Origin of the sequence: Desulfovibrio oxyclinae DSM 11498 (genome assembly GCF_000375485.1) — a bacterium.
Lineage (GTDB): Bacteria > Desulfobacterota > Desulfovibrionia > Desulfovibrionales > Desulfovibrionaceae > Pseudodesulfovibrio > Pseudodesulfovibrio oxyclinae.
Genome location: NZ_AQXE01000001.1, coordinates 431,698 through 457,944 on the forward strand (window position 1 = coordinate 431,698; position 26,247 = coordinate 457,944).

At 59.0% G+C, this 26,247-nt stretch carries 23 protein-coding genes, 1 tRNA gene and 1 other RNA gene; 20 read left to right on the forward strand and 5 right to left on the reverse strand.

Annotated features, from left to right (window positions below; genetic code table 11):
* The first annotated feature begins 8 nt into the window (after nt 1-8).
* Both qrcC and qrcD read left to right on the forward strand, forming a co-directional pair.
* Nucleotides 9-815 carry a menaquinone reductase iron-sulfur cluster-binding subunit QrcC gene (qrcC, locus tag B149_RS0102245; RefSeq protein WP_018123533.1) on the forward strand — a complete coding sequence of 269 codons (807 nt, stop codon included), beginning with the start codon at nt 9-11 and terminating at the stop codon, nt 813-815.
* 14 nt (nt 816-829) lie between these two features.
* Nucleotides 830-2,071, forward strand: coding sequence for a menaquinone reductase integral membrane subunit QrcD (qrcD, locus tag B149_RS0102250; RefSeq protein ID WP_018123534.1), 1,242 nt, complete (start codon nt 830-832; stop codon nt 2,069-2,071).
* A 188-nt stretch (nt 2,072-2,259) separates the two neighbouring features.
* Here qrcD and B149_RS0102255 read toward each other — a convergent pair whose 3' ends face one another.
* Nucleotides 2,260-3,231, reverse strand: a complete 972-nt coding sequence (locus B149_RS0102255) for a YbgA family protein (protein ID WP_026167403.1) — start codon at nt 3,229-3,231, stop codon at nt 2,260-2,262.
* A 41-nt stretch (nt 3,232-3,272) separates the two neighbouring features.
* On the reverse strand, nt 3,273-3,542 hold the full coding sequence (locus B149_RS16210) for a FeoA family protein (RefSeq protein ID WP_018123536.1): 270 nt from the start codon (nt 3,540-3,542) through the stop codon (nt 3,273-3,275).
* Between the two features lie 214 nt (nt 3,543-3,756).
* On the opposite strand from B149_RS16210, the gene carB reads away from it, so the two are divergent.
* The 8 genes from carB to B149_RS16215 are packed head-to-tail and all read left to right on the forward strand — an operon-like array spanning nt 3,757 to nt 14,311.
* Nucleotides 3,757-6,990, forward strand: coding sequence for a carbamoyl-phosphate synthase large subunit (carB, locus tag B149_RS0102265; protein ID WP_018123537.1), 3,234 nt, complete (start codon nt 3,757-3,759; stop codon nt 6,988-6,990).
* Nucleotides 6,991-7,013: 23 nt separating this feature from the next.
* The gene (gene purF, locus B149_RS0102270) at nt 7,014-8,435 is read left to right on the forward strand and encodes an amidophosphoribosyltransferase (protein ID WP_018123538.1); all 1,422 of its coding nucleotides are present in this window, start codon (nt 7,014-7,016) and stop codon (nt 8,433-8,435) included.
* A gap of 8 nt (nt 8,436-8,443) precedes the next feature.
* Complete coding sequence (locus tag B149_RS0102275) at nt 8,444-9,454, forward strand: KpsF/GutQ family sugar-phosphate isomerase (RefSeq protein WP_018123539.1); 1,011 nt, start codon at nt 8,444-8,446, stop codon at nt 9,452-9,454.
* Nucleotides 9,455-9,465: 11 nt separating this feature from the next.
* Nucleotides 9,466-10,029, forward strand: coding sequence for a zinc/iron-chelating domain-containing protein (locus B149_RS0102280; RefSeq protein ID WP_018123540.1), 564 nt, complete (start codon nt 9,466-9,468; stop codon nt 10,027-10,029).
* A 7-nt stretch (nt 10,030-10,036) separates the two neighbouring features.
* Nucleotides 10,037-12,382: a penicillin-binding protein 1A gene (locus B149_RS0102285; protein WP_018123541.1), complete on the forward strand. Its 2,346-nt coding sequence runs from the start codon at nt 10,037-10,039 to the stop codon at nt 12,380-12,382.
* A 22-nt stretch (nt 12,383-12,404) separates the two neighbouring features.
* Entirely contained in the window at nt 12,405-13,196 is a 792-nt protein-coding gene (locus B149_RS0102290; RefSeq protein WP_018123542.1) for a PhzF family phenazine biosynthesis protein, read from the forward strand.
* Nucleotides 13,197-13,199: 3 nt separating this feature from the next.
* Complete coding sequence (locus B149_RS0102295) at nt 13,200-13,547, forward strand: phenylpyruvate tautomerase MIF-related protein (protein WP_018123543.1); 348 nt, start codon at nt 13,200-13,202, stop codon at nt 13,545-13,547.
* Nucleotides 13,544-14,311, forward strand: a complete 768-nt coding sequence (locus B149_RS16215; RefSeq protein ID WP_018123544.1) for a substrate-binding periplasmic protein — start codon at nt 13,544-13,546, stop codon at nt 14,309-14,311. Before B149_RS0102295 ends, B149_RS16215 begins: the two co-directional genes overlap by 4 nt.
* 13 nt (nt 14,312-14,324) lie before the next feature.
* Here the strand turns inward: B149_RS16215 and B149_RS0102305 are convergent, their stop codons facing one another.
* Entirely contained in the window at nt 14,325-16,304 is a 1,980-nt protein-coding gene (locus tag B149_RS0102305; RefSeq protein WP_018123545.1) for a peptidase U32 family protein, read from the reverse strand.
* Nucleotides 16,305-16,327: 23 nt separating this feature from the next.
* On the opposite strand from B149_RS0102305, the gene B149_RS0102310 reads away from it, so the two are divergent.
* From B149_RS0102310 to B149_RS16220, 8 genes are all read left to right on the forward strand, one after another.
* Complete coding sequence (locus B149_RS0102310) at nt 16,328-17,107, forward strand: iron-sulfur cluster-binding protein (protein ID WP_018123546.1); 780 nt, start codon at nt 16,328-16,330, stop codon at nt 17,105-17,107.
* Nucleotides 17,108-17,115: 8 nt separating this feature from the next.
* Nucleotides 17,116-18,042, forward strand: a complete 927-nt coding sequence (locus tag B149_RS0102315; RefSeq protein ID WP_018123547.1) for a dihydroorotate dehydrogenase — start codon at nt 17,116-17,118, stop codon at nt 18,040-18,042.
* Between the two features lie 89 nt (nt 18,043-18,131).
* Nucleotides 18,132-18,221 (forward strand) — tRNA-Ser (locus B149_RS0102320).
* Between the two features lie 302 nt (nt 18,222-18,523).
* Nucleotides 18,524-18,619, forward strand: an RNA gene (gene ffs / locus B149_RS18190) — signal recognition particle sRNA small type.
* 61 nt (nt 18,620-18,680) lie between these two features.
* Entirely contained in the window at nt 18,681-19,601 is a 921-nt protein-coding gene (locus B149_RS0102325) for a bile acid:sodium symporter family protein (RefSeq protein WP_018123548.1), read from the forward strand.
* 176 nt (nt 19,602-19,777) lie between these two features.
* Complete coding sequence (locus B149_RS0102330; RefSeq protein WP_018123549.1) at nt 19,778-20,527, forward strand: DUF4198 domain-containing protein; 750 nt, start codon at nt 19,778-19,780, stop codon at nt 20,525-20,527.
* 202 nt (nt 20,528-20,729) lie between these two features.
* A complete protein-coding gene (locus B149_RS0102335) occupies nt 20,730-21,437 on the forward strand; it encodes a TVP38/TMEM64 family protein (protein WP_018123550.1) in 708 nt (235 codons plus the stop codon).
* A gap of 15 nt (nt 21,438-21,452) precedes the next feature.
* Nucleotides 21,453-22,523, forward strand: a complete 1,071-nt coding sequence (locus B149_RS16220; RefSeq protein WP_051069477.1) for a (Fe-S)-binding protein — start codon at nt 21,453-21,455, stop codon at nt 22,521-22,523.
* Nucleotides 22,524-22,588: 65 nt separating this feature from the next.
* Here B149_RS16220 and gap read toward each other — a convergent pair whose 3' ends face one another.
* The gene (gap, locus tag B149_RS0102345) at nt 22,589-23,569 is read right to left on the reverse strand and encodes a type I glyceraldehyde-3-phosphate dehydrogenase (protein ID WP_018123552.1); all 981 of its coding nucleotides are present in this window, start codon (nt 23,567-23,569) and stop codon (nt 22,589-22,591) included.
* 66 nt (nt 23,570-23,635) lie between these two features.
* Complete coding sequence (surE, locus tag B149_RS0102350; protein ID WP_018123553.1) at nt 23,636-24,409, reverse strand: 5'/3'-nucleotidase SurE; 774 nt, start codon at nt 24,407-24,409, stop codon at nt 23,636-23,638.
* A gap of 131 nt (nt 24,410-24,540) precedes the next feature.
* Here surE and B149_RS0102355 point away from each other — a divergent pair, with 131 nt between their 5' ends.
* Both B149_RS0102355 and tmk read left to right on the forward strand, forming a co-directional pair.
* Nucleotides 24,541-25,566 (forward strand): 3'-5' exoribonuclease YhaM family protein, encoded by a 1,026-nt coding sequence (locus B149_RS0102355; protein ID WP_026167412.1) that lies wholly within the window; start codon nt 24,541-24,543, stop codon nt 25,564-25,566.
* A complete protein-coding gene (tmk, locus tag B149_RS0102360) occupies nt 25,542-26,180 on the forward strand; it encodes a dTMP kinase (protein ID WP_026167404.1) in 639 nt (212 codons plus the stop codon). Before B149_RS0102355 ends, tmk begins: the two co-directional genes overlap by 25 nt.
* The last annotated feature ends 67 nt before the right edge of the window (nt 26,181-26,247 follow it).

A 26,247-nucleotide genomic window follows, 5' to 3' on the forward strand; every position in this document is an offset into this window, starting at 1 on the left:
GAACCGTCATGCAGACAAAAGAATTCAAAATCAAATGGGGGATGGTCATTGACATCGACAAATGTACGGGCTGCGGCGCGTGCATGGTCGGTTGTCAGGTCGAGAACAACATCGCCCCCATGACCAAGAAAGATCCGTATAACTACCTTCAGTCCATCACCAAGGACAGGGACGACGCTTCCAACAAGCTGCGTACCCTGACCTGGATGACCGTATATGAGCTGTCCAACGGGGAGAAGTTCCCCAACCACGAAGTGGCCTACCTGCCGCGCCCCTGCATGCAGTGCGGCAACCCGGCCTGCGTGCCTGTTTGTCCGGTCATCGCGACCGACAAGAACGAAGAGGGCGGCATCGTCAGCCAAATCTACCCGCGCTGCATCGGCTGCCGGTACTGCATGGCTGCCTGCCCGTATCACGCACGGTACTTCAACTGGTGGGATCCGCTCTGGCCGGAAGGCATGGATAAGGTCCTCAGCCCGGATGCTTCCGTTCGCCCGCGTGGCGTGGTCGAAAAGTGCAACTTCTGCCACACCCGTTTCATGAACGCCAAGGAAGAAGCCCGGTTGAACGGTGAAGATCCCGAGAAGCTGGCGGAAGACGCTTACATCCCGGCCTGTGCCGAGATCTGTCCGTCCGGCGCCATCGTCTTCGGCGATCTGAACAATCCCGATCACAAGGTTCACCAGCTGGCCAAGAGCCCGTACTCTTTCCGTCTGCTCGAAAAGCTCGGCCTCGATCCGCAGGTCTACTACATGAGCAAACGCGAATGGGTGCGCATGCAGGGTGACAACCACGCCGCCAAGGCCAAGCACTAAGGGAGGTCACCAAAATGGATAGCAAACTCTTCCCTGAAGGTGTCCAGCGTTGCTCTTTTGGCAAGTTCGCCGTTTGGATGGCAGTCATCACGGCCTTCTTCCTCTGGGGCGTCTACGCAGCCGTGCTCGTGCTCTACAACGGAATCGGCACCACCGGACTGGACAACTACTTCGGATTCGGACTCTGGATTACGTTTGACCTCGCGGTCATCGCTTTGGGCGCCGGTGCCTTTTTCACCGGATTCCTCAAATACATCCTTAAAATCAAGCAGCTTGAAAAGATCATCAACCTCACGGTTATCGTTGGCTTCATCTGCTACTCGGGCGCCATGCTGGTGCTCACTCTGGACATCGGGCAGCCCGGCCGGGCCTGGTTCGGCTACTGGCATCCCAACGTCCACTCCATGCTGACGGAAGTTATCTTCTGCATCACCTGCTACTGCACCGTGCTGATCATCGAGTACATCCCGCTGATCCTTGAGCAGAAGCAGCTGAACAAGATTCCGTTCCTCCATGCTCTGGCCCACAACTTCCACGTGAACATGGCGCTGTTTGCCGGTATCGGCACATTCCTGTCCACGTTCCACCAGGGCTCTCTGGGCGGCATGTACGGTGTCCTGATCGGTCGTCCCTACGCCTTCCGCGACGGTTTCTTCATCTGGCCGTGGACCTTCTTCCTGTTCGTCATTTCCGCGGTTGCCTCCGGTCCGGTTTTCACCGTTCTGGTCTGCACCTTCATGGAAAAACTGACCGGCAAGAAGCTCGTTGAATACAAGGTCAAAGCCCTGATGGGCAAAATCGCCGGCTCCATGCTCTGCGTGTACATGTTCTTCAAGATCCTGGACACCTACGCCTGGGCTGTGGGCTACCTGCCCTCCGTCGGTCTGACCTTCGATCAGATGTTCTACGGCCTTGCTTACGGCAAGTGGATGCTCTTCACCGAGATCATCCTCTGCGGCGTGGTTCCGGCCATCATGCTGATCGTTCCTTCGATCCGCAACAAGCCCTCGCTGCTCTACACCGCTGCGATTCTCAACTGCATCGGCGTGACCATCAACCGTTACGTCTTCACGGTTCAGACCCTCGCATTCCCGGCCATGCCGTTCGACGAATGGTTCGTCTACTACCCGAACTGGGTTGAGTGGGCTTCCTCCATCATGATCGTCGCCTACGGCTTCCTCGTGCTGAGCCTGTCCTACCGTTACCTGCCGGTCTTCCCCCAGGAGCGGAAGCTCAACTACAGCACCGAATCCTAGCCGGATCGGTCACTCGCAATAAGAAGGCCCGAAGCGTTTGCTTCGGGCCTTTTTTGTTCCCTACCTCTATTTAGGTAATATGTTGGCTTCACTATCTGGGTTTGTTCTACAACGCCGGAGGGACTGAAAGAGGACAGAAAAAAGCCCCGCCGTGAGCGGAGCCTTGAAAGTCTATAGACAGGACTTGCTTATACCTGATTTCTAAGTTTGAGTTCCAGTGGATGCGGATGCATGTACACTTGGTCCTTCAGGTATTCCTTGTCGTACTTGCGAATGAAATGATTCAGGAGCGTCACCGGGACGATGAGCGGAACCAGTCCGTTGCGGTAGGCATCGACCAGTTCAAGTATTTCCTGCTTTTCATCGGAGGTCAGGTCCTTCTTGAAGTATCCCATGACATGCATCAGCACGTTTGCGTGTTTTTTGGGAGTCGCCTTGAGTTGAAGCGCCCTGAAGAGGTTTTCCCCGTATTCTTTGAGGACTTCTTCGAAAGGGCGCTCCTTGGCGTGGGCCACGAGCTTTCCGAGCTTTCGGTATTCTTCCACGCTGTTGGACATGAGCTGGAGTTTGTGGCGGGTGTGGAAGTCCACCAGAGCTCCAACAGTCTGCGGACCGTCCTGAAGTTCATGCCAGCGGTGAAAGGTGAACAGGCGGGAGATGAAATTTTCACGGATGACCGCATCGTTCAGCCTTCCGTCGTCTTCAACGGGAAGCACGGGGAAACGATCCATGAATCGTCGCGCAAAGAAGCCGACGCCAGCGGTGCTGCGGGGTTGACCACCTTCCGGAGGATAGATTTTTACGCCGCGCATCCCACTGGATGGGGATTTCATCTTGAAAATGAAGGCGCATAGGCGTTCATCTTCAAGGCGCGACAATTCCTTGCGACTCCATTCTTCCATGCGCTCGGACCAGTCTTCACCGGTCTTGCTGCCGACAAGTCGCGGGTTGTCCACGTCGCCCGCAAGCCGAACCGCTTCACGGGGGATACCCATGCCGGTCCCAACCTCCGGGCATACCGGAACGAAGTCAACGAACTGGGCCAGCGTGTCACAGATATACCGGTCGCGCTGATGGCCGCCGTTGTACCGTACATTTTCCCCGAGCAGGCATGCGCTGATGCCTACACGGGGTTTGTCAGTGGTGTGGTGAGTATTCATGCGTCGATTGTACGACAACATGAAAAAAAGGGAAGGAAATTTCAGTTATTGTTTTCAACGCACTGGCGAATGGGGCATCCGCCGTCGCCGGAGAGGGCCAGAACCTTTTCACATTCACCATGTCCCATGACCAGGTCGCAACCGCGTACACGGATTTTCACTGGCCCTCCGCCGTGGGAGAGCACTTCCACGGGGCAGCCGGGGGTGATGCCGAGCGCAAGCAGGCGTGATCTGGCGCGACAACCGCCGCAGATTTCGGAAACGGTGACCGTGGATCCGGCCGGATATTCGGTAAGGGGCTTTGCTGTCATTCTGTATCACCTCGGTGAGACTGAAAGTAGTTCTCAGCTTCGATGTTGTCAATGTTAAATCCTAGTAGAGAGGGTGACAATCGCGGCTTGGTCCGTTAGAAATCCGGGACGCATTGCCCGTTGCGTTTACAGGCATAAGACGATATGAAACGCCCACCCGCCCGCTGGGGTGCGGCCCCGCCAGTGCCTAACCTTCAACCGCTTTGGTGAGTCCATGCCCAAACGTTCCGACCTGAAAAAGATCATGCTCATAGGCTCCGGACCGATCGTTATCGGTCAGGCCTGTGAATTCGACTACTCCGGCACCCAGGCCCTCAAGGCCCTCAAGGAAGAGGGATACGAGGTCGTGCTGGTCAACTCTAACCCGGCGTCCATCATGACGGACCCCGAGCTAGCCGACCGTACGTATATCGAGCCCATCGAACCGGAAACCGTCGCGAGGATCATCGAGAAGGAACGGCCCGATGCGCTGCTTCCGACTCTCGGCGGCCAGACCGGCCTGAACACGGCGCTTGCCGTTGCCGAAATGGGTGTGCTGGACAAGTTCGGCGTCGAACTCATCGGTGCCGATCTTGATGCCATCCAGAAGGCCGAAAGCCGCGAACTATTCCGAAAGGCCATGGAAAACATCGGCCTTACCGTCCCCCTGAGCGGCATTGCCCGCAATCAGGACGACATCCGCGAATGGGGCGAAAAGCTGAGCTTCCCCATCATTATCCGACCCGCGTTCACCCTTGGTGGAACCGGCGGCGGCGTTGCCTATAACATGGAGGAGCTCATCGAAATCGCCTCCAAAGGGATCGCGGCCAGCATGCAAAGCGAAGTCATGCTTGAAGAATCCATCCTCGGATGGAAAGAGTATGAGCTCGAAGTCATGCGCGACAGCAAGGACAACTGCGTCATCATCTGTTCCATCGAGAACCTCGACCCCATGGGCGTCCACACGGGCGACTCCGTGACCGTGGCTCCGGCCCAGACCCTGACCGATGACGAATACCAGAAGATGCGCGACGCATCGCTGGCCATCATGCGCGAGATCGGTGTCGAAACCGGCGGCTCCAATGTGCAGTTCGCTGTCAATCCTGAGAACGGCGACCTCGTGGTCATTGAAATGAACCCCCGTGTTTCGCGTTCGTCCGCGCTGGCGTCCAAGGCCACCGGCTTTCCCATCGCCAAAATCGCGGCCAAACTCGCCGTGGGATACACCCTCGACGAGATTCCCAACGATATCACACGCGAGACCATGGCGAGCTTCGAGCCTGCCATCGACTACTGCGTCATCAAGATTCCGCGCTTCACTTTCGAGAAGTTCCCGGGCGCAGAGGACTACCTCTCCACGGCCATGAAGTCGGTGGGTGAGACCATGGCCATCGGCCGTACCTTCAAGGAAGCCCTGCAGAAGGGGTTGCGTTCGCTCGAAACCGGGCACGTCGGCCTCGGCAAGCGCTTCGAGAAGTGCGAGATCGAGCGCGACGAGTTGCTTCAGCTTCTGAGAAAGCCCAACTCTCAGCGCCTGTTCGCGCTCAGGAACGCCATGCGCTGCGGAATGAGCCTCGAAGAGGTACACGACGCCACCTGGATCGACCCCTGGTTCCTCGGCCAGTTCCGCGACGTGCTGGACATGGAGGAGCGCCTCATTGAGTTCGGCATCAAGGAAGGCATCGAAGAGAGCACGCCCGAACTGCCGGCCATCCTGAGGAAAGCAAAGGAATACGGCTACTCAGACGCACAGCTTGCCACCATGTGGAAGACCTCTGAGGATGCTGTCCGGAATCTGCGCCTCAAGCTGGGCATCAGGCCTACCTACTATCTGGTGGATACCTGCGCAGCCGAGTTCGAAGCCTATACTCCGTATTATTACTCCACATATGAAGGCGGGGACGAGATCGAGCCTGCCGAGGGACGCAAGATAGTCATTCTCGGCGGCGGTCCCAACCGTATCGGGCAGGGCATCGAGTTTGATTACTGCTGCTGCCACTCTTCCTTCATGCTCCGGGAGATGGGTATCAAATCCATCATGGTAAACTCCAACCCGGAGACCGTCTCCACCGACTACGACACGTCCGACAGGCTCTACTTCGAGCCGCTGACCTTCGAGGACGTGATGAATATCATCGACTTCGAAAAGCCAGACGGCGTTGTGGTCCAGTTCGGCGGACAGACTCCGCTGAACCTTGCCATCAGGCTCATGAACGCGGGCGTGCCGCTCATCGGTACCTCGCCGGACGCCATCGACCGCGCCGAAGACCGCGAACGCTTCAAGCAGCTGTTGAACAAGCTGCACCTGAAGCAGCCGCCGAACGGCACCGCCATGAGCATGGTCGAAGCCCGGGAGATCGCCGAGAAGCTCGGTTTCCCGCTGGTGCTTCGCCCCTCTTACGTGCTTGGCGGACGCGGCATGGACATCGTTTACAGCATGGAAGACTTCGAGCGTTACTTCCGCGAATCCGCGCTGGTTTCGCCCGAGCATCCGACCCTCATAGATAAATTCCTCGAGTATGCCGTCGAGGTCGATGTGGACGCCCTGTGCGACGGGGAGCAGGTCTACATCGGCGGCGTCATGGAACACATCGAGGAAGCGGGCATTCACTCAGGCGACTCTGCCTCGGTTCTGCCGCCGTACAGCCTTTCTCCGGAGATGGTGCGCGAGATTGAGCGCCAGACCACCGCCATGGCCATTGAGCTGGGCGTGGTCGGGCTGATGAACGTGCAGTATGCCATCAAGGACGACGAAGTGTACGTCATTGAGGTGAACCCGCGGGCTTCCCGGACCGTTCCGTTCGTGTCCAAGGCCACCGCCGTGCCCATGGCCAAGCTCGCCACCCGCGTGATGATGGGTGAAAAGATCAAGGATCTCAAACCTTGGTCCATGCGCAAGAAAGGGCACATCTCCATCAAGGAATCCGTTTTTCCCTTCAACCGCTTCCCGAACGTGGACGTACTGCTCGGACCCGAGATGCGCTCCACCGGAGAAGTCATGGGAATCGACGAGTCTTTCGGGCTGGCATACATGAAGTCTCAGCTTGCGGCCGGACAGAAGCTGCCCAAGGGTGGCAATGTCTTCGTTTCCGTCAACGACTGGGACAAGAACAAGGTGCTCCTGCCGGTGCGCGATTTCCAGGACATGGGTTTCTCCATTCTGGCCACCGGCGGAACCGCGGATTATCTCGAAGAGAAGGGCGTCAAGGTTCAGCGCGTCTACAAGGTGCACGAAGGGCAGCGTCCCAACGTCGTGGACCTGATCAAGAACGGCGACATCGACCTCGTGCTCAACACTCCCTCCGGCAAGAAAACGGTGGGTGACTCCAAGATGATCCGTCAGGCCACGTTGCTGTACAACATTCCGTACACCACCACCATCTCGGGTGCGCGGGCGGTCGCGCAGGCCATCTACGAGCTTCGCGAGACCGGTCTCGTGGTCAAGAGCATTCAGGAATACTACGGCTAACAAGCCGGGGGAAAATTGGCGTTATGAAGAAAGAGTATTGCGGACTGTTCGGCATTTACGGCCATACCGAGGCCGCTCGCATGACCTACTTCGGGCTGTACGCCATGCAGCACCGGGGTCAGGAGTCGGCGGGCATCGTGACCTGGGATGGCGCGAAAATCCGTGAACAGAAAGGCATGGGGCTGGTGCCCGACGTCTTCAACGAACGTCACATCGGCAAGGAACTCAAGGGCGATATCGCCATGGGCCATATCCGCTATTCCACCACGGGCGCCTCGCTGATCCGCAACGCCCAGCCGTTCATCGTGCGCCACGGCGACCTGCGTCTGGCCGTGGCTCATAACGGCAACCTCGTGAACACCTACGAGCTTCGTCGCGAACTTGAAGAGCAGGGTAGCATCTTCCAGACCACCATGGATACGGAAGTGTTCGTGCACCTGATCATCAAGAACCTCAACGGCAGCAACAGCATCGAGGAAGCGGTCAAGAAGGCCTGCGCCAAGATCAAGGGTGCCTACTGCCTGCTGATCATGGCCAACGACAAGTTGATCGCGGTCAAGGACCCCAACGGGTTCCGGCCGCTTTCGCTCGGCCGCCTCGGCGACCGTTACGTACTTGCCTCCGAGACCTGCGCCTTCGACCTTATCGAGGCCGAATACCTGCGCCCACTGTCTCCGGGTGAAATGCTGGTCATCGAAAACAACAAGATCACCAGCCATCAGGCCGTGGAGCCGGGCGAGAAAAAGCAGTGCATCTTTGAGCTGATCTACTTTGCGCGTCCCGACTCCTACGTCTTCGGCGAGGTGGTTTATGAACGCCGCAAGGAGATGGGCAAGGTGCTCGCGCGGGAAGCTCCGGTGGACGCAGACATAGTCATGCCGTTTCCGGACTCGGGCAACTACGCCGCAGTAGGCTATTCTCAGGAATCCGGCCTGCCGCTGGAGCTGGTCATGATCCGCAACCACTACGTTGGCCGGACCTTCATCCAGCCTTCGCAGGATATGCGCGACTTCTCCGTGCGGGTGAAGCTCAATCCGGTGCAGAGCATGATTCAGGGCAAGCGTATCCTCATCGTCGAGGACTCCATTGTCCGCGGCACCACGACGCGTACGAGGGTCAAGAAGCTGCGCGAACTTGGTGCCCGCGAAATTCACATGCGCGTGAGCTGTCCGCCCATCGCACACCCCTGCTTCTACGGCATCGATTTCTCCTCCAAGGGCGAGCTGCTTGCGGCCAACACCTCGGTGGAGGACATTCGCCGCTACCTCGGGCTGGATTCTCTGCATTATCTGAGCATCCCCGGGCTGCTCAGCTCCGTTTCCCAGGGTGACGATTACTGTCTGGCCTGCTTTGACGGCAACTACCCGATCCCCATTGATGGAGAGGCGGGCAAGCTCTGCCTTGAGGATCAGGGCGCGCCGGGCTTCATCAAGCCGTGCTGCTAGGAGCCGACATGGTGGATGCCGAAAAGTGGATCAGCATCGCACGCCGGGTGCTGGATACGGAGATCGAAGGGCTTCAGGCCGTCCGGCATCAGCTGGACGGCGGGTTCTCTCAGGCCGTGGAGGCCATGGCTGCCTGTACTGGCCGTGTGGTGATCACGGGCGTTGGCAAGTCCGGACTTGTCGGCCGCAAGATTGCGGCCACGCTTTCCAGCACCGGGACTCCCTCGTTCTTCCTGCATCCGGTTGAAGGGGCTCATGGTGACATGGGCATGATCCGCGACGAGGACGTGGTGCTCGCCATTTCCAATAGCGGCAACACTGACGAGGTCAACGCCATTCTCCCGACGATGCGCTCTCTCGGGGCCACCATCGTCTGTCTGGTCGGGCGCTGCGGCTCCCGAATGGCGGAACTTTCCGACATCGTTATCGAGGCGGCCGTACCGCGCGAGGCGTGCCCCATGGGGCTTGCGCCCACCGCCAGCACCACGGCGCACCTTGCCGTGGGCGATGCCATGGCCGTCTGCCTTATGGAGCACAAGGCCTTCAAGGAGAGCGACTTCCAGCGTTTTCATCCCGGCGGCTCCCTCGGGCAGCGGCTTTCCCTGTGCGTTGACAACCTCATGCATACGGCTAATATCCCTGTTGTCGAGACCGGAACCGCGCTGGAGCGGGCTCTTTCGGTTCTCAATGACGGCAAGCTTGGGCTGGTTGGTGTGATCGACGGCGATCAGCGGCTTCTGGGCGTGCTTTCGGACGGCGACGTGCGGAGGCTCTTTTGCGCGAACGGGCTGGATCGTGCTGCCCCTATAGACGGTGTCATGACCGCCGATCCCAAGCGTGCGCGTCTGGGCGACAGCGCGGCGCAGGTGCTGGATATCATGGAGTTGCATCAGATAACCGTCCTGCCGGTCGTCGGGGATGATGAACGGCTGGCCGGGCTTGTGCATCTGCACGACCTTCTCGGCAAAGGGCAGCTCAGTTTTTCCAAACCGGAGTCTGACGGGGGAAAACCCGCCTGAACTGGAGTTTTGTGACGGATACAATCGTCAAGGACCCTCACGTATGCGTTCGATGCGCGGAGCACGGTCCCACCTGCTGCCGGATTACCCCGGGGCAGGAGGAGGTCTGTTTTCCGCTCTCGACCGCCGAATGGGAGCGCATCCGCGACTTCCAGCCCGACAAGGGCGGCTTTGTGAAGCAAGCCAACTCGCAGGCCTTCATCGACAACGTCAAACGTCTTTTCCCCGGTGAGGACGAGGCCGTGGCCGAGCTTTTCCCGGAACGTGGAGAGCATGTCAGGCTTGCCCTGCGCTCCGACGGTTCCTGTCGGTTTCTCGGTTCAAAAGGGTGCGTGCTGCCCCGTGAATCGCGGCCGTACTACTGCCGCCTCTATCCTTTCTGGATTGCCGGAGGCGAGATACTCGTCTTCGAATCCCCCACATGCCTAGCGCGGCGCGAATGTCGCAGTCTCAATTGCATGATGAGGACCCTGAAAACCAATGCGGCCACCGTACGCGACCTGTACGGGCGGCTGCGTCTGGCATGGGGCCTGCCCCCGGCCAGAGGAATGCGCAAGGTCAAACGCACCTTCTGATCTGCTTATGAAGATTCTCAAATATCTCGGTATATCGTTCATCGTCTGCGCCCTTCTCGGCGTTATCGGGGCCGTTGTCCTCTACAATTGGGCCGCCAAGGATCTGCCCGGGTTCAAGAACATCACGGACTACAACCCGCCGCTGGTGACCACCGTTTATGCCAAGAATGACGAAATTCTGGGGTATTTCTATAAGGAAAAGCGCTTCCTCGTGACGCTGGACCAGATGAGCCACTGGATTCCCAAGGCGTTTCTGGCTGCGGAGGATGCCTCGTTCTACCAGCATGAGGGGGTGGATCTTACCGCTATTTCCCGCGCGTTCGTCATCAACATGAAGGCGGGCAAGGTGAAGCAGGGTGGCAGCACCATCACCCAGCAGATCATCAAGCGGCTGCTGCTGACCAACGAGCGCAGTTACGAGCGCAAGCTCAAGGAAGCGATTCTTGCGTATCGCCTTGAACGGTATCTGACCAAGGACGAAATTCTTACCATTTATCTCAACGAGATATACCTCGGAGCCCATTCCTTTGGCGTGGAAGCCGCGGCACGAAGCTACTTCGGCAAACATGCAAAGGATCTGACCATTGCCGAGGCCGCGCTTCTGGCGGGACTGCCCAAGGCGCCGAGCCGATACAATCCCTACGAGAATCCGCATCTTGCCCGTAAGCGTCAGATGTACGTCCTCGGCCAGATGCTGGTCCACGGCTGGATTACGCAGGAACAGTACGACGAGGCTGTTGCCGAAGAGCTGGAATTCACCAGTATGCCCGAGCCTTCATGGAAGGTCGGTCCGTATTATCTTGAGGAAGTTCGCCGCTGGCTCATCGACCGTTTCGGCGAGGATGTCACGTACAACGGCGGCCTGACCGTCACCACGTCCTGCGACATCAAGCATCAGAAGGCCGCAGACGCGGCCCTTAAGCGTGGGCTGGAGAACTCCGCCCAGCGTCGCGGCTGGACCGGGCCCATCGACAACATCTCTCTCGGCAATGCGGATGAGATTCTGAAAGACGGACCGCAGGAGCGCGAAGAACTTTCCAAGGGCCAGTGGGTCAAGTCCGTCGTGACGGGAGTGAAGAAGAACGGCGCTTCGGTCCGCTTCGGTAAATTCGAAGGCTTCATGCCACTGGAGAGCATGTGGTGGGTGCGTGAGCCGAACTCGGACAAGTCGCACGAGCAGGTTCCCAACCCGACCGATGCCCGCAAGGTGCTCAAAAAGGGGGACGTGATCTGGGCATCCATCCTCAAGGTGCCGGAGAAGGAATCCAAGCCTGTGGATCTGGCGCTCGAACGCAGGCCGGAAGTGGAGGGGGCCATCGTTTCCATGGATCCCAAGTCCGGCGAAGTGCTCGCGCTGTCCGGCGGGTATTCATTCTCGCGCAGTCAGTTCAACCGCGCCACGCAGGCTCGCAGGCAGTGCGGTTCGGCCTTCAAGCCGTTCGTTTACTCCACGGCCATCGATAACGGTTTCACTCCGGCCTCCATCGTCATGGATTCGCCCATCGTCTTCGCCAACGAGGAAGAGGGCAAGCTCTGGCGTCCGGAGAACTTCGCCAACACCTTCAAGGGGCCGACTCTGTTGCGTACAGCGCTGGTCAAGTCCAAGAACACCTGCACCATCCGCGTGGCGCAGGAGCTGGGCATCCGCAAGATCATCGAGCGCGCCAGAAGTATGGGGCTCGACTCAGAATTCCCGGCCGACCTTTCGGTGGCGCTTGGCTCGGCGTCCGTCACGCTCATGAACATGGTGCAGGCATACTCGGCCTTTGCCCGTGACGGCTCCTACATCAAGCCGCGCATGGTGCTCTCGGTCAAGAGCGCGTGGGGCGACGAGATGTACACCTCCGAACCCGAGGCCGTTGAGGCCATCAGCCCGCAGACCGCATATATCATGGCCTCGCTCATGAAGCAGGTGGTCAGCGACGGAACCGGCTGGCGCGCCCGTGCCCTGAAGCGTCCCATCGCAGGCAAGACCGGAACCACGAACAACGAGCAGGACGCGTGGTTCATGGGATATACTCCCTACCTCGTCACCGGTGTGTTCGTAGGCTTTGACGAAATCCGCCCCATGGGCAGATGGGAGACCGGCTCGCGCGCCGCAAGCCCCATCTGGGTCCAGTACCGTAAGGAAGTGGAAGAGGATTATCCGTATCAGGACTTCCCACAGCCGCAGGGAATCGTTATGGCTAAGGTAGATGCCAAAACCGGTAAGCTGGCCGGTCCCAACTCGGAAGAGAGTTATTTCCTGCCCTTCAAGGAAGGCACCCAACCTACCGAGATGGCGGGCGGCACTTCCGAATCAGGCGAGGAAGGGACTACGGCCGGAGATGACCTGTTCAAGCAGATATTCTAACCAAAACCGTAAAGGGGGCCCCATGCGGCTGGATATGTTTCAGGTGGACGCGTTCGCCTCGACCCTGTTTTCCGGAAACCCGGCAGCCGTCGTACCTCTTTACGAGTGGTTGAGCGACGAGCTCATGCAGTCCATTGCGGCCGAGAACAATCTGGCCGAGACCGCGTTCATCGTGCGAAAGGGCGAATATTACGAACTGCGCTGGTTCACGCCCGAAGAGGAAATGGACCTTTGCGGCCATGCGACGCTGGCCACGGCGCATGTTCTGTATGAATTCCTCGGCTACCGAGATCCCGTCGTGGTTTTCGAGACCAAGAGCGGGCGCCTGCTGGTGGAGCGCGAACCGGACGGCTCCTATGCCATGGATTTTCCGTCCTGGCCGCCCAAGGAAATGCAGGTTACCGAGCGCGTTACCAAGGCTCTGGGTGTTCGTCCCGAGGAACTGTACGCCAATCATCGCGACATGGTCGCAGTCTTTTCGACCCGCGAAGAGGTCGAGGCGCTGCGCCCCGACTCCCGACTTGTGGCGCAACTTGACTGTATGTGTCTCATCTGCACCGCGCCGGGGCTGGATTATGACTTCGTTTCCCGCGTTTTCGTGCCGGAGGAGGGCATTCCGGAGGACCCCGTCACCGGTTCGGCCCACTGCGCGCTGGTGCCGTTCTGGGCGGAGCGTCTGGGCAAGGAAACCCTTAACGCCTATCAGGCTTCCAAACGCGGCGGCGAGCTGCGTTGCAGAATGCTCGGTGATCGTGTCAAGATAGCGGGCAAAGCCGTGAGCTACCTAGTGGGAACCATTCTGCTGGAGGACTGATTCATGCCCTTCGTTAACGTCACCACCAATATCGAACTGGATAAACAGCGGCTGGATGAGACGCTCGGCGCCTTGTCCCGCTTCATCTCGGATATTCTCGGAAAGCCGGAGAGCTACGTCATGGCGCAGATGCAGCCCGGAGCGCAGCTCGTTTTCGGCGGCTCCGCAGATGCGGCGGCTTACGTGCAGCTTGCCAGCATCGGACTCCCGACGGAGAAGACCGCTGACCTTTCACGTGAGCTTTGCACGTTTCTGGAAAGCGCACTCGATATTCCTTCGGACCGGGTCTACATCGCATTTGCCGACCTAGAACGAACCATGTTCGGCTGGGACAAGAGGACCTTTGGATGATGCTTCGAAGCGTTGTCCTGACCATGCTGGTGTTGGGGCTGACAGCTTTCGCCCGCCCTGCTTTTTCCCTGACCATCATAACCGAGCACGGCATCCCGGCCGCTTTCTACGACGAAGAGGGCGAACTGACTGGTCTGTGTGTGGAGGCCGTGCGCGATATCCAGCGCAGAATCGGTGACGAAACGCCCATTCGCGTGCTCCCGTGGGCGCGAGGGTATGATATTGCACAGACCACTTCCGAAGTCTTGCTCTTTCCCACCACACGCACTTCGGCTCGCGAGCGATTGTTTCATTGGGTGGGCCCCATGCTTCGTATCACCTGGGTCTTGTACGGCATGGAAGGGCGCTTTGATTTGGAGACGCTTGATGATGCCAGAAACCTGCGGCGCATCGGAGGCATACGTGGCGACGCCAAGATGGAATTCTTGAAGAGCAAGGGCTTTGACAATCTTCAGGAAGTCAGTTCCGGCAAGATAAACATCGACAAATTGCGACATGGTCGTTTGGACGCATTTTTTACAAGCAATGTGGGCATGTTCGGTGCGGCTGAGGTAAGCGGAGTCTCCACGGAAGGCATTGTGCCGCTCCTGACGGTGCGCGAGGTGGACCTGTATCTGGCGTTTTCCAAAGAAACGTCGGAAAAGCTGGTGGAAAAGTGGCGACGGGCGCATCTGGAGCAACGCCGGGACGGCACGTTCAAACGGCTTTATGAAAAGTGGCTGCCCGGAGAGTCCGTTCCCGAACTCCCCGGGGCGAGCCAATAGCTTTTTCGTGTGATTAGAGCAGGTCGATCTTCCAGTTGAAGGTGCTGGTCCGGCTTGGCTTGGGCACGGCCTTGGGCCAGAACTCGCGCATGGTCGCGAACATGCGGAAGCCCGCTTTTTCCAGCGCTCGCCGTTCCTCGGTGAGGTCCAGCTCCCAGCCCGGATAAATCCAGTAGTTCTCACCATGTTTGCGAATCCACGCCACCTCGTTCATGGGGCTGCGCAGCGGTTCTTCCACCCGGATTCCCTCCGCCAGAATACGAGATATGCCGAAAGGCCACAGCCCTCGGATGACCATGCCGAGCGGCAGGGGAGTGCCCTTCAGCATGGCGAAGGTTTCCTCGCGGTTGAGTTCCGGGCTGACGTAGGCGGCCTTGAATCCCATGTCCTTGAGGGTCCCAAGCGCCATGCGGTTGCTTACGTTACAGAACGGGCCTGCGGTCAGCTCAACGTTGTGGTCCGTGAACAGCGAGACCTGCCACGGAGCGTTGAGCACGAAGCGTTTGGCTCCCTTGCGTACGGCCTCGCGGATGATGGAACGCCACTTTTTTTCTTCGTCGGGCCAGATGACCGGCGGCATCCACCAGCCGATCTTGGCGGCGGACTTGGAAGAAGCGCTTTGCAGCGAACTGCGGTCCAGCCAGAGAGCCGGGTCGCCGAACACGCGGCCATTGGGCGGTGTGCGGAAGACGGAAATGTCACGGGCCTTGCCCTGCTTTTCCTTGACCTGTTTGGGATACTTCGGCTTGAAAACAGGAGCCTCCCGTTCCTTGTCGGACGGTTCGGGCAGGTTCGCCCCAAGTTCCTTAATGAGCGTTTCCAGCTCTTTTTCCCGGCGATCCACCAGAAAGACCTTTGCATCAAACGGTGCGGCTGGTCCTTTCACGCCCTTGGCGGGCATGATGTCGAAGCGGCCGCGTCTGGGGATGCGTTTGCGCACCCTGATGGTGCGGTGCCCCTTCTGGTCCTCGTACCCCACGCGAAGCATGTCGCCCGGCAGAAGTTCCTCGCGGGTCTGGAAATACATGCGTTTGCCTTCGCGTTTGACCTGCCCGACAAAGCGTCCCGAGGCGGTCTCCTGTCCCGGCGTCACCGGCACGAACGGGCGTTGCGGCAGGAAAACCGAGTGGCTTGTGGGTCTGCCCAGCGCCATTTCGAGCAGTTCCTGCGCCATCTTCTTGCCCTGTGCGTCCGGATTGTCGCGCAGCATGGTGTAGGCTTTGGTGGTGTAAAAAACATAATGCGGCCCCTTCTTGCGGCCTTCGATCTTCCACGAACCCACCTTGGGGACGTCAAGCAGGGGCTTGGTCAGCACATCCAGGCTCAGGTCCATGCAGGAGAAGAGGCGGTCTGGCTTGGCCTGCTTTTCCGTGCGGCGGTACAGGCGGCGACAGGGCTGCACACAGCGGCCGCGCAGGCCGCTTTTGCCGCCGAGGAAGCTCGACCAGTAGCAGCGGCCGGAAACACAGTGGCACAGCGCGCCGTGCACGAACACTTCAAGATCCATGGACTTGGGGCAAGCTGCGGCCATTTGCTTGATTTCGTCGAGATTCAGCTCTCTGGGCAGAACGGCGCGGTCAATGCCGATCTTGGCGGCAGCCGCGAGTCCTGCGGGGTTGGACAGGTTCGCGAGGGTGGAAAGGTGCAGCTCGCCCTTGAATCCGGTCTGTTTCGCCAGCGTCGGCATGGCCAGGTCCTGAAAGATCAGGGCATCGGGCTTCACATCGGCGGCAAGGCGCATGATCAGGCGGCCTGCGGATTCCACATCTCCGGGCTTGACCAGCGTGTTCATTGCGACGTAGGTCTTGACCCCGCGCTCGCGGCCGAGACTTGCCAGCGCGGCAAGCTCGCTGATAGAGAAGTTTTTCGCCTGCATGCGGGCCGAGAAGTGTTTCAGGCCCACGTAGACCGCGTCCGCCCCGGCCGCCACTGCGGCGAGGTATGAATCGCGGTCGCCCGCCGGAGCGAGTATCTCTGGTTTGTTTTTCGTCATGTATCTTTTCCAAGGATGGTTGAATGGCCCTCAGGAACTGCCGGAATGTAAAGGTATTGGATATCACCCCGGTCGGTCAATCGCCCAGACCGGATGAGTTTTTCGAACTCAGGCTGGAACGCCCGGACTGGGATGACTGGAAACCGGGGCAGTTCGTCATGATCCGCCCCGTGGACTGGCCCATGGATCTGCTCTGGGGCCGTCCCTTTTCCATCTGTTCCGGCGATGCGGAGTCCGTCACGCTCTTCGTGCAGAAGATCGGACGCGGCACCACCCGGTTGAGCGAGCTGAAGAAGGGCGACACGGTCGCCATGTGGGGACCGCTCGGCAATTCGTTCGCCGTCGATGCCACAAGGCCCACGCTCATGCTTGCCGGGGGCATCGGCATAGCCCCCTTTCGCGGATATGTCGAGCAACATCCGCTTCCCGAGAATCTCAAGCTTTTCTTCGCACACCGCATGGCCATCGGCTGTTACCCGTACCAACGCCTGTCCGATGCTGTGGACGCCGAATGCATGATGGAGGCCCGGCGTGAGGATCTGGCCGCAATCATTGAACGAATGGGCGAACTGGTGGGCCAGTACCGCGACGGACTGATTCTGTGCTGCGGGCCGACGCCGTTCATGAAGACCGCGCAGAAATTCGCGCTGGAAGCCGGGGCAGAATTGTATGTCTCCCTTGAAAACCGCATGGCATGCGGTGTGGGAGCCTGCCTTGGCTGTGTCTGCAAGGACGGGAAGGGGCATCATACGCAGGTGTGCACCAAGGGTCCCATCTTCAGGGCCGACAACGTGGAACTGTAGGAGGGGACATGGAAGCCAGGGATCTTCAGGTATCGTTTGCGGGACTGAGCATGTCCAATCCGGTCATGACCGCTTCCGGCACGTTCGGCTTCGGGCTGGAATTCGCTCCTTACGGCGATCTTTCCAAGCTTGGAGGCATCGTTGCCAAGGGGCTTTCGTTGAGACCGCGCGAGGGCAACCCCATGCCCCGCATCGCGGAAACACCCTGCGGGATGCTCAATGCCATCGGTATCCAGAATCCGGGCGTCGAGGCTTTCGTGAAGCAGGCGCTGCCCGCGCTCAAGCGTCAGGATACGGCGGTGGTCGCCAACCTCTATGCCTGCGACCCGGAAGAGTTCGGCGAGCTGGGCGGCATCCTCGCGGCGGAGGAGGGCGTGCACGCGCTTGAGGTCAACGTGTCGTGTCCCAATGTGAAGGAAGGCGGCGCGGCGTTCGGGCAGGACCCGATTCAGATCGCCCGGGTGACCGAGTCCGTGAAGAAACGTTCCGGCGATACCCCGGTCATCGTCAAGCTGTCCCCCAACGTGAGCGACATCGCCACCTGCGCACGCGCCGCAGTGGACGGCGGGGCCAACGCGCTTTCGCTCATCAACACTCTCATCGGCATGAGTGTGGACGTGCGCAACCGCAAGCCTCGGCTTGCCAACGTGGTGGGCGGCCTCTCCGGTCCCGCCATCAAGCCTGTGGCGCTTCGCTGCGTGCATCAGGTCTGCCGGGCCGTGGACGTTCCGGTCATCGGCATCGGCGGCATTGCCTCGGCCAAGGACGCGCTGGAGTTCATCATGGTTGGCGCGCACGCGGTTCAGGTGGGCACGGCCAACTTCCTGCGCCCGGATTTCGCCTTTGATCTGCCGGAGCAGATGGTTGCACTGCTGACCGAGCTGGGCGTGGAGCGGCTTGAAGACTTCCGCGGAAGCCTAGAAATCCCCCTCTAACCGGGCTTAATTGCAAAAAATTTAAATTTCTTTGCGATTAGGGGTTGCCAGCAGTTTTGAATTTGGGTAAACACCCTTTCTCACGACGCGGAGAGGTGTCCGAGTCCGGCTTAAGGAGCACGCCTGGAAAGCGTGTGTGGTTACGGCCACCGGAGGTTCAAATCCTCTCCTCTCCGCCATATTTCCCAAGGGGTTACGCTACAGCGTAGCCCCTTATTTTTTGCCGCTTTTAGCTCTTGGGGGCGACTTTGGGGGCGACTTTTCAGCGACTCGGCTAGAGCGTCCAATTTTTCGCCCGTCCGCGCAGCGCGAGGGCGGTACTTTTGGAGGTGCTGTTCTGTGGTGCTGATGTTACTGTCCAAGGGTCAGGGAATTTTTCTCTGGCAGAGAGTCTTTCTGAACAGGGAATCATTGAGAAACGCTTGACATCGGGGCGGGGTCGAGCGTAAGAACTAGCTCCTTCGCGGCCGATGCCGCGTGTGTAGGGAAGCCGGACGGCGGTTTCGTCGTGAAACCCGTCAGGCCCGAAAGGGAGCAGCGGTAGCGGTTGTTGCCGGGTGTCCGGTTTCCCTGGCAGGGGCGTCCAGAAGGACGTCCCTGCCTTTTTTTGTATCCAACGTACAAAAACGGTTGTTTCAATGAGCCTCGCCACCATTCCGGCCTTCATAGAACGCAATTTTCTTCCCCTCGCCGTTGTGCTTTCGGCGGCTGCACTGATTGACCCTGACTGGTTCACCTGGATAAAGGCCTACATCCCGCACGGCCTCGGCGTGATCATGTTCGGCATGGGGTTGACGCTGACCTTTGAGGATTTTCGGGACATCGCCCGCAAATGGAAAATCGTCGGTGCCGGGGTGCTGGTGCAGTATACGGTTATGCCGCTGCTGGCTTTTGGCATCGGAATGGCCCTCGATCTGCCCGAGGAGGCGCTTATCGGGCTCGTGGTGGTGGGAGCCTGTCCCGGTGGCACGGCGTCCAACGTCATCGCGCTGCTGGCCCGCGCAAACGTGGCCCTTTCGGTGACCCTGACGCTGGCAGCGACCTGCATTGCGCCTTTGGTGACACCGTTTGTGACATGGGCTCTGCTCGACGCCCGCGTTCACATCGACGTGGCCGGGATGATGGAATCCGTGTTCTGGATCGTAGCCTTTCCGCTCTTCGACGGCCTTGTCCTCAGGCAGTTGCTCAAGAAGCGTCTCGATCCGATCCTGCACTGGTTTCCGTCCGTTTCCATTGTCACCATTTCTTTGCTCATTGCCTGCATCATTGGGTTGAACCGCGACATGCTGCTGGAATTCCCCGCTCTGGTCGCGCTGGCTGTAGCGCTGCACAACGCCGGGGGCTTGTTGGCCGGATACGGCGCGGGCCGCTTCATGGGCTGCTCCGCCCGGGATCGACGCGCTTTGGCCATCGAAGTGGGAATGCAGAATTCCGGGCTCGGCGTAGCACTGGCCGTGAAGCATTTCGGTGCTGCATCGGCGCTGCCGGGCGCCCTGTTCAGCCTCTGGCATAACGTTACAGGCATGATCCTGGCCCGCCGTTGGTCGAAAAACTCCTGATTTCCCCGAAAAAAATCAAAGCAAGACCATTCTTTCTCTGTGTGTGCGGCAATGTTTGTCTGACACAAATCAGTAATATTGTCTTGACGTGTGTCACTGTATTGGTATGAGTATGCATCAAGTGAGGATGAATTTTTCTACATGACAACCTGATGCACATTTTGGGGAGATTTTTCATGAAGCGCCTTATGATCTTTCTTGTTGCGGCCCTGATGACCATCGCCTTCTCTGTTTCGGCTTATGCTCACTTCGGCATGCTCATTCCCGATACCGACGAATTGACGCAAGACAACCGTTCCGTGGAGATGGAACTTTCCTTCTCGCATCCCATGGAGATGGTGGGTATGGAGCTGGTCAAGCCCGATGAATTTTTCGTCGTGGCCAACGGTGAAGAGCGGATCGACCTCAAGGGCGAACTGAAGCCCGCCGAGATAATGGGCCACGACGCATGGAAGGCGTCCTTCACCCCCAAGGCTCCCGGCCTGTACGCATTCGTCATGAATCCCGTTCCTTATAAGGAAGACGCGGAAAACAATTATATCCAGCATATTACCAAGGTCTACGTGGACGCATACGGTGAAGGCGAGAACTGGAACAAGCCGGTTGGCCTCAAGACCGAAATCGTCCCGCTGACCCGTCCCTTCGGCAACTATGCAGGCAACGTGTTTCAGGGAATCGTTCTCGTGGATGGCGAGCCTGCTCCCTTCACACGCGTGGAAGTCGAGTACTACAACCGCAAGGGCGACAAGCAGGCTCCCAACGACCGCATGATCACGCAGGAAGTGCTCGCCGATCAGGACGGCGTCTTTACCTTTGCCTGCCCCTGGAAGGGCTGGTGGGGTTTTGCAGGACTGACCACTGCGGACGAGGAGTACAAAGGCCGTGAACTGGAACTCGGTGCGGTGCTCTGGGTGAACATGCAGTAATCGGGCTTGATATATTTCAAGGCTACAGGCCGTCGGGCTTCCGGCGGCCTGTTTTTTTTGTGATAGTGGTCATGCCTTGCCAGTGGCTTCCATAGAGGGCACCTATGGAATTGTGCTAAGTATATGCCGTGTGGCGATTGGACATGCGTCAGTAACCGGGTATCCTGTAAGAATGGCAAGTTTCGTCCGGAAGGGGTACTGAATGAACGATGCGGCGAAAAAGATTCTGCTGATTGTGGTGTTGGCGCTGGCCGTCGCCGCATTCTTCTATTTCGACCTCGACAAGAAGCTGACGCTTGAGAACATCAAGCAGTCGCAGGCCGAATTGAAACGCCTCTACGAGCAGCGGCCCTTCATGCTTATAGCCGCGTTCGTCGCGGTATATATCCCCATGGTGACCCTCAGCCTGCCCGGTGCCACAGTGCTTGCCCTGGCGGCAGGGGCTATGTTCGGCGCCCTGGTGGGAACCATCGTGGTGTCGTTCGCCAGCACCATCGGTGCGACCTTTGCCTGCACAATTTCCCGGTACCTGTTGCGCGACTGGGTGCAAAGGCACTTTGGAGACCGGCTGGTAAAGATCAACGAGGGCATCCACCGTGAAGGGGCCTTTTATCTGTTTTCCATGCGCCTTATCCCGATATTCCCATTTTTCGTGATCAATCTGGTCATGGGATTGACCGGTATGCCGCTGCGTACCTTTTACTGGGTCTCGCAGGTGGGGATGCTGGCCGGAACCTTTGTCTTCGTGAACGCAGGCAGCCAGATCGCGCAGATCGACAGCCTTGGTGGGATTCTCTCGCCGCAGTTGCTGCTTTCTTTCGCGCTGCTCGGAATTTTTCCACTTGCGGCAAAAAAGGGCATGGCGTTTTATCGGAAAAAAACCGGACGCAAGCCGGTACAGCCCCAATAATAGCGGGTCCTTGGCATGTCGATGAATACCGGTAGTGCGGAGGAAATCTCCGAGTCCTGCACAAGCTGCGGTGCGTGCGTGGCGTCATGCGCATTTCTCAAAAAATATGGCGACCCGAGCGAGCTGGCGAAGAGGGCCAATACTGCCGAAGGCAGGAGCATTGCCTATGAATGCAGCCTTTGCGGATTGTGTGATGCCGTTTGCCCGGAATCGCTTCGACCGTCGCACATGCTCCTCGATTATCGCAGACAGGCGGTGAAGGGTAGGGAAATCGACCTACGGCCATATAAACCGGTTTTGAATTATGAGCGGATCGGCCGCTCCGCCTTATTCAGGCTCTTTGCAGTGCCGAATGCTGCCGAGACCGTGTTTTTTCCCGGCTGCACGCTGCCGGGGACCCGTCCCCACCAAACCTTTCAGGCGTGGAAGTATCTGAGAAAGATATATCCAGACCTCGGAGTCGTGTTGGAATGCTGTTCCAAGCCGTCACACGATCTTGGACTTCAGGAGGGATTTGAGTTCTCTTTTCATGCGTTGAGAGAGCGTCTCCATGCCGCCGGGGTGCGCCGGGTCATAGTAGCCTGTCCCAACTGCCACAAGGTTTTTCGTCAATATGCTCAGAGGCTGGAACTGCTGACGGTATACGAGGTCATGGCCGAGCACGGCGACACGCCTCCAATCCCCTTGAGCGAACGTGCCTCGGTGCTGCATGACCCCTGTCCGCTTCGGAATGAATCCGCCATTCATGATGCCGTGCGAAAGCTTGCTGACGGGCTTCCGTGCCAAGTGGATTCGCCAAAGCGTTCGCGAGATCGGACGCTCTGCTGCGGTGAAGGCGGCGCGGTGGGATTTGTCGCTCCCGGACTTGCGGGAAAGTGGACGCAACGTGTCCATCGTCAGGCCGGGAAGCGCAGGATTATTACTTATTGCGCCGGTTGCGCCGGTTTTCTGTCAAAGGGCGGGGAGGCCGTGCATCTGCTCGACCTGTTTTTCGGTGGTGATTCCGGCCGGACCGTTGGATTTCCTTTTACCTATTTCGCCCGGCTGCGGCTGAAGCGTCGGCTGCGGCGAATGATTGGGCGATAAGTGCTGTTTGAAGAAAGAAAAACCCCGCCGGAGCGGGGTTTTTTTGTTGTCTATGCCGGGCAGTGCTAAACGCTTGCTGCCTTGCGGATGACGCGCACCAACTGGTTGGTGAAGCCCGCTTCGTTGTCGTACCAGACGATGAGCTTGAGCTGGGTGCCGTTCATGACGCGGGTCAGGGGAGCGTCTACCACGCCGCCGAAGGTGGAGCCGTTGTAGTCCACGGAGACCAGCGGTTCCTCAGTGTAGCCGAGGGATTCGTTTGCCGCGCCCTTGAGTGCCGCGTTGACTTCCTCTGCGGTTGTGGACTTGTCCAGTTCCACCACGAGGTCCACCAGAGACACGTTGGGCGTGGGCACGCGAATGGCCATGCCGTCCAGCTTGCCGTTGAGTTCCGGCAGCACGAGGCCCACGGCCTTGGCTGCGCCGGTGGTGGTGGGCACCATGTTGACGGCGCAGGCGCGGGCGCGACGGATGTCCTTGTGGGAGCCGTCGAGGATGCGCTGGCTCATGGTGTAGGAGTGCACCGTGGTCATGATGCCGTGCTTGATGCCGAATTTGTCGTTGACGACCTTGGCGGCGGGAGCGAGGCAGTTGGTGGTGCAGGAGGCACTGGAAATGATCTTGTGCTCCGGGGTAACGTCGTCGTGGTTCACGTTGTACACCACGGTGATGTCGGCGTTTTTGCCCGGTGCGGAGATGATGACCTTCTTGGCACCGCATGCGAGGTGCTTTTCGCAGCTTTCGCGGTCGGTGAACTTGCCGGTGGTCTCAATGACGAAATCGCAGCCAAGCTCGCCCCAGGTCCATTCACCGGGAGCGTTGCGGGTGACCTTGATTTCCTTGCCGTTGACGCTGAAGCCGTTTTCGGTGGCCTCCACGCCGTCGAACGTGCCGTGGACGGAGTCGTATTTCAGCAGGTGCGCCAGGTCCTCGTTGGAGGCACGAGCGTTCACCGCAACGATTTCAAGATCCTTGTCGTCGGCGAGCAGGCGAGTGAGATACCTGCCGATCCTGCCGAATCCGTTAATGCCGAGCTTGGTAGCCATCTAATATCCTCCCGGAAAGGTTTAATTCCATTGTGCCTTTTGAGCGCGAATACAATACAATTGCAATTATAAACCGTCAACGGGACAGTTGAAATCGCATCCTTCAAGCCTCGTCAGGGTTTCTCTGTGCGTGAAGTCGAAGTGTAGCGGCGTCAGCGTGATGTATCCTTCGGTCAGCAGGGCACGGTCGCGGTCGGGGCTGATGGACTCGGGCGGAATCTCGCCGTCGAGCCAGTAATACGGACGACCGCGCGGGTCGGTGCGCGTGTCGTAGAAGTCGCGATAGCAGGCCCGGGTGTGGGCGCATATCCTCAGGCCGCGGCTCTCTTCCGGCGCGCACTTGGGGTAGTTCAGGTTCATGACGCATTTGTCGGGCAGCTCGCTCCACGGAATCTTCGGGATGAGGCTTACGGCGTGGCGGGCCTGCGCCGAAAGGTCACCCGGGTTGAAATCATCGAAGGAGACCGCCAGCGACGGGTGGCTCATGAGCGCCCCTTCGGTTGCGGCGGAGACCGTTCCCGAGTAAAGGATGTCCACGCCCACGTTGGCGCCGGCGTTTATTCCGGAGAGCACGAGGTCCGGCGGACCGTCGAGCAGCGTGGAGAGCGCCAGCTTGACGCAGTCCACCGGAGTGCCGTACACCCCTTGACCCTTGAACCCGTCTTCCTGAAAGTCCTTGACCTTCAGCGGCATGCTCAGGGTCACGGCGTGTCCCACAGCCGACTGTTCGGTGACCGGGGCCACCACGCGGACGTCGTGTCCCGCCTCGATGAGCGCCGCGTAAAGCGCCCGGAGGCCGACGGCCTGGATGCCGTCATCGTTTGTAAGCAGTATCTTCATGGGTGCTCCGAATTTGACAATTCGTGTGAAATCAGGTTCATAATGCGTACAGCGCGGCACGGCCGCGCACATCGCCGGGACGGGTCCCGTTTTCGGCGGGGTACCCCAACTTCCAACCAATGGCAACAGCAGTGACACAAAAGTCGCATTACATACGAGACATCACGCCCGGAGAACGGGTTCGCGACCTCTTTCTCGTGGCCCGGGCCGATCTGGCCCAGTCCCGCAATGGTCCGTACTGGAATCTTGTCCTGCAGGATTGCAGCGGACAGGTGGAGGCCAAGATCTGGAATCCGCTGAGTCAGCAGTTTCAGTCCATCGACACCGGCAGCATCGTCATGGCGGAAGGGCTGGTGGAGACCTACAGGGACAGGCCGCAGCTCAAGATTGATTTCCTTGACATGAGCCCTTCGGAAAACGGGCACGACCTCGCCATGTTCATGCCCGCCGCAGAGCGTCCGGCAGAGGAGATGATGGAAGAGCTTGAGGACATGATCCTTGAGTACATGCAGTACAAGCCGTGGAAGAAGTTCTGCCGCAAGGTGCTGCGCGATCAGGATATCCGCCGCCGTATGCTAGCTGCTCCCGGAGCCAAGACAGTGCATCACGCCTACGTCGGCGGGTTGCTTGAACACACCCTCGGAGTCGCCAAGCTGTGCATGTCCATGTGCGACGTGTACCCGGAGCTTGATCGCCAGACCCTGCTGGCCGGTGCCATCTTTCACGATCTCGGCAAGGCATGGGAGCTGACCATGGGGCCTGCGCACGAATATACGGACGAAGGCAAGCTGCTTGGCCACATTCAGATGGGACAGGAACGGCTGGAGCCGTTTCTGCGTCGCGCAAAGGACCTTGATGACGGCCTCAAGCTGCACCTGCGGCACCTGATCACCAGTCACCATGGTGAGCACGACTTCGGCTCTCCCATTCGGCCCAAGACACCTGAAGGGTTCGCGCTGCATTTCGCGGACAACATGGACGCCAAGATGAACATGATCGACAAGGCGTATGCCGACATGGATCAGACCGGCGCCGAATGGTCCCCGTATCTGCGCTTCCTTGAACGAGATATTTTCCGAGCACCCAAAACGCCCGATCCTTCGCGGGAGAAGGCCAAGAAGGTCAAGAACCAATGTTTATTACCTTTGAAGGGATAGAAGGCACCGGCAAGACCACCCAGATCGGCATGCTCAAGGAGTATCTGGAGTCCAAGGGCCGGGAAGTGCTGCTGACCCGGGAGCCGGGCGGCAGTCGTGTGGGTACCGAGCTGCGCAAGATGCTGCTGCACGTGGAAAGCAAGGACCTGACCTCGCTGGCCGAGCTCTTTCTCTACCTCGCCGACCGCGCACAGCATGTGGCACAGATTGTCCGCCCCGCACTGGAAGAGGGCAAGGTGGTCATCTGCGACCGCTTTGCTGATTCCACGGTGGTCTATCAGGGCTACGGACGCGGGTTGGACCCCAAGATGCTCCATGAACTGAACGAAATTGCCGTGGACGGTACCTGGCCGCAGCTGACCCTGCTGTTGGATCTCGACGCCGACACCGGTCTGCGTCGCGCCATGACCAGGAACATGCAGGACGGCACATCGCAGGCGGAAGGGCGTTTTGAGGCAGAGCACATATCCTTTCATAATCGAATTCGCGAGGGGTATCTCACGTGGGCCGCGCTCAAGAAGGAGCGCTTCAAGGTCGCCGATGCCTCGGGCACGCCCGAAGAAGTTTTCGAGAAAGTGCGGCATTTCGTGGATCAGCGCCTGGAAGAGGCGTAAGAGTAAATTATTTCGATTGATTGGACTCTCTGAATGGACCGGGGCGGCTGCAATGCCGTTTCGGTCC

Coding starts and splice junctions, on each gene's coding strand:
- B149_RS16210 (WP_018123536.1), bottom strand. CDS start 3,542: ATGACAGCAAAGCCCCTTACCGAATATCCGGCCGGATCCACGGTCACC.
- B149_RS0102305 (WP_018123545.1), bottom strand. CDS start 16,304: ATGACGAAAAACAAACCAGAGATACTCGCTCCGGCGGGCGACCGCGAT.
- B149_RS0102335 (WP_018123550.1), top strand. CDS start 20,730: ATGAACGATGCGGCGAAAAAGATTCTGCTGATTGTGGTGTTGGCGCTG.
- B149_RS0102330 (WP_018123549.1), top strand. CDS start 19,778: ATGAAGCGCCTTATGATCTTTCTTGTTGCGGCCCTGATGACCATCGCC.
- B149_RS0102285 (WP_018123541.1), top strand. CDS start 10,037: ATGAAGATTCTCAAATATCTCGGTATATCGTTCATCGTCTGCGCCCTT.
- B149_RS0102255 (WP_026167403.1), bottom strand. CDS start 3,231: ATGAATACTCACCACACCACTGACAAACCCCGTGTAGGCATCAGCGCA.
- B149_RS16215 (WP_018123544.1), top strand. CDS start 13,544: ATGATGCTTCGAAGCGTTGTCCTGACCATGCTGGTGTTGGGGCTGACA.
- B149_RS0102310 (WP_018123546.1), top strand. CDS start 16,328: ATGGCCCTCAGGAACTGCCGGAATGTAAAGGTATTGGATATCACCCCG.
- gap (WP_018123552.1), bottom strand. CDS start 23,569: ATGGCTACCAAGCTCGGCATTAACGGATTCGGCAGGATCGGCAGGTAT.
- B149_RS0102295 (WP_018123543.1), top strand. CDS start 13,200: ATGCCCTTCGTTAACGTCACCACCAATATCGAACTGGATAAACAGCGG.
- B149_RS16220 (WP_051069477.1), top strand. CDS start 21,453: ATGTCGATGAATACCGGTAGTGCGGAGGAAATCTCCGAGTCCTGCACA.
- qrcD (WP_018123534.1), top strand. CDS start 830: ATGGATAGCAAACTCTTCCCTGAAGGTGTCCAGCGTTGCTCTTTTGGC.
- B149_RS0102315 (WP_018123547.1), top strand. CDS start 17,116: ATGGAAGCCAGGGATCTTCAGGTATCGTTTGCGGGACTGAGCATGTCC.
- tmk (WP_026167404.1), top strand. CDS start 25,542: ATGTTTATTACCTTTGAAGGGATAGAAGGCACCGGCAAGACCACCCAG.
- qrcC (WP_018123533.1), top strand. CDS start 9: ATGCAGACAAAAGAATTCAAAATCAAATGGGGGATGGTCATTGACATC.
- purF (WP_018123538.1), top strand. CDS start 7,014: ATGAAGAAAGAGTATTGCGGACTGTTCGGCATTTACGGCCATACCGAG.
- surE (WP_018123553.1), bottom strand. CDS start 24,409: ATGAAGATACTGCTTACAAACGATGACGGCATCCAGGCCGTCGGCCTC.
- B149_RS0102325 (WP_018123548.1), top strand. CDS start 18,681: ATGAGCCTCGCCACCATTCCGGCCTTCATAGAACGCAATTTTCTTCCC.
- carB (WP_018123537.1), top strand. CDS start 3,757: ATGCCCAAACGTTCCGACCTGAAAAAGATCATGCTCATAGGCTCCGGA.
- B149_RS0102275 (WP_018123539.1), top strand. CDS start 8,444: ATGGTGGATGCCGAAAAGTGGATCAGCATCGCACGCCGGGTGCTGGAT.
- B149_RS0102290 (WP_018123542.1), top strand. CDS start 12,405: ATGCGGCTGGATATGTTTCAGGTGGACGCGTTCGCCTCGACCCTGTTT.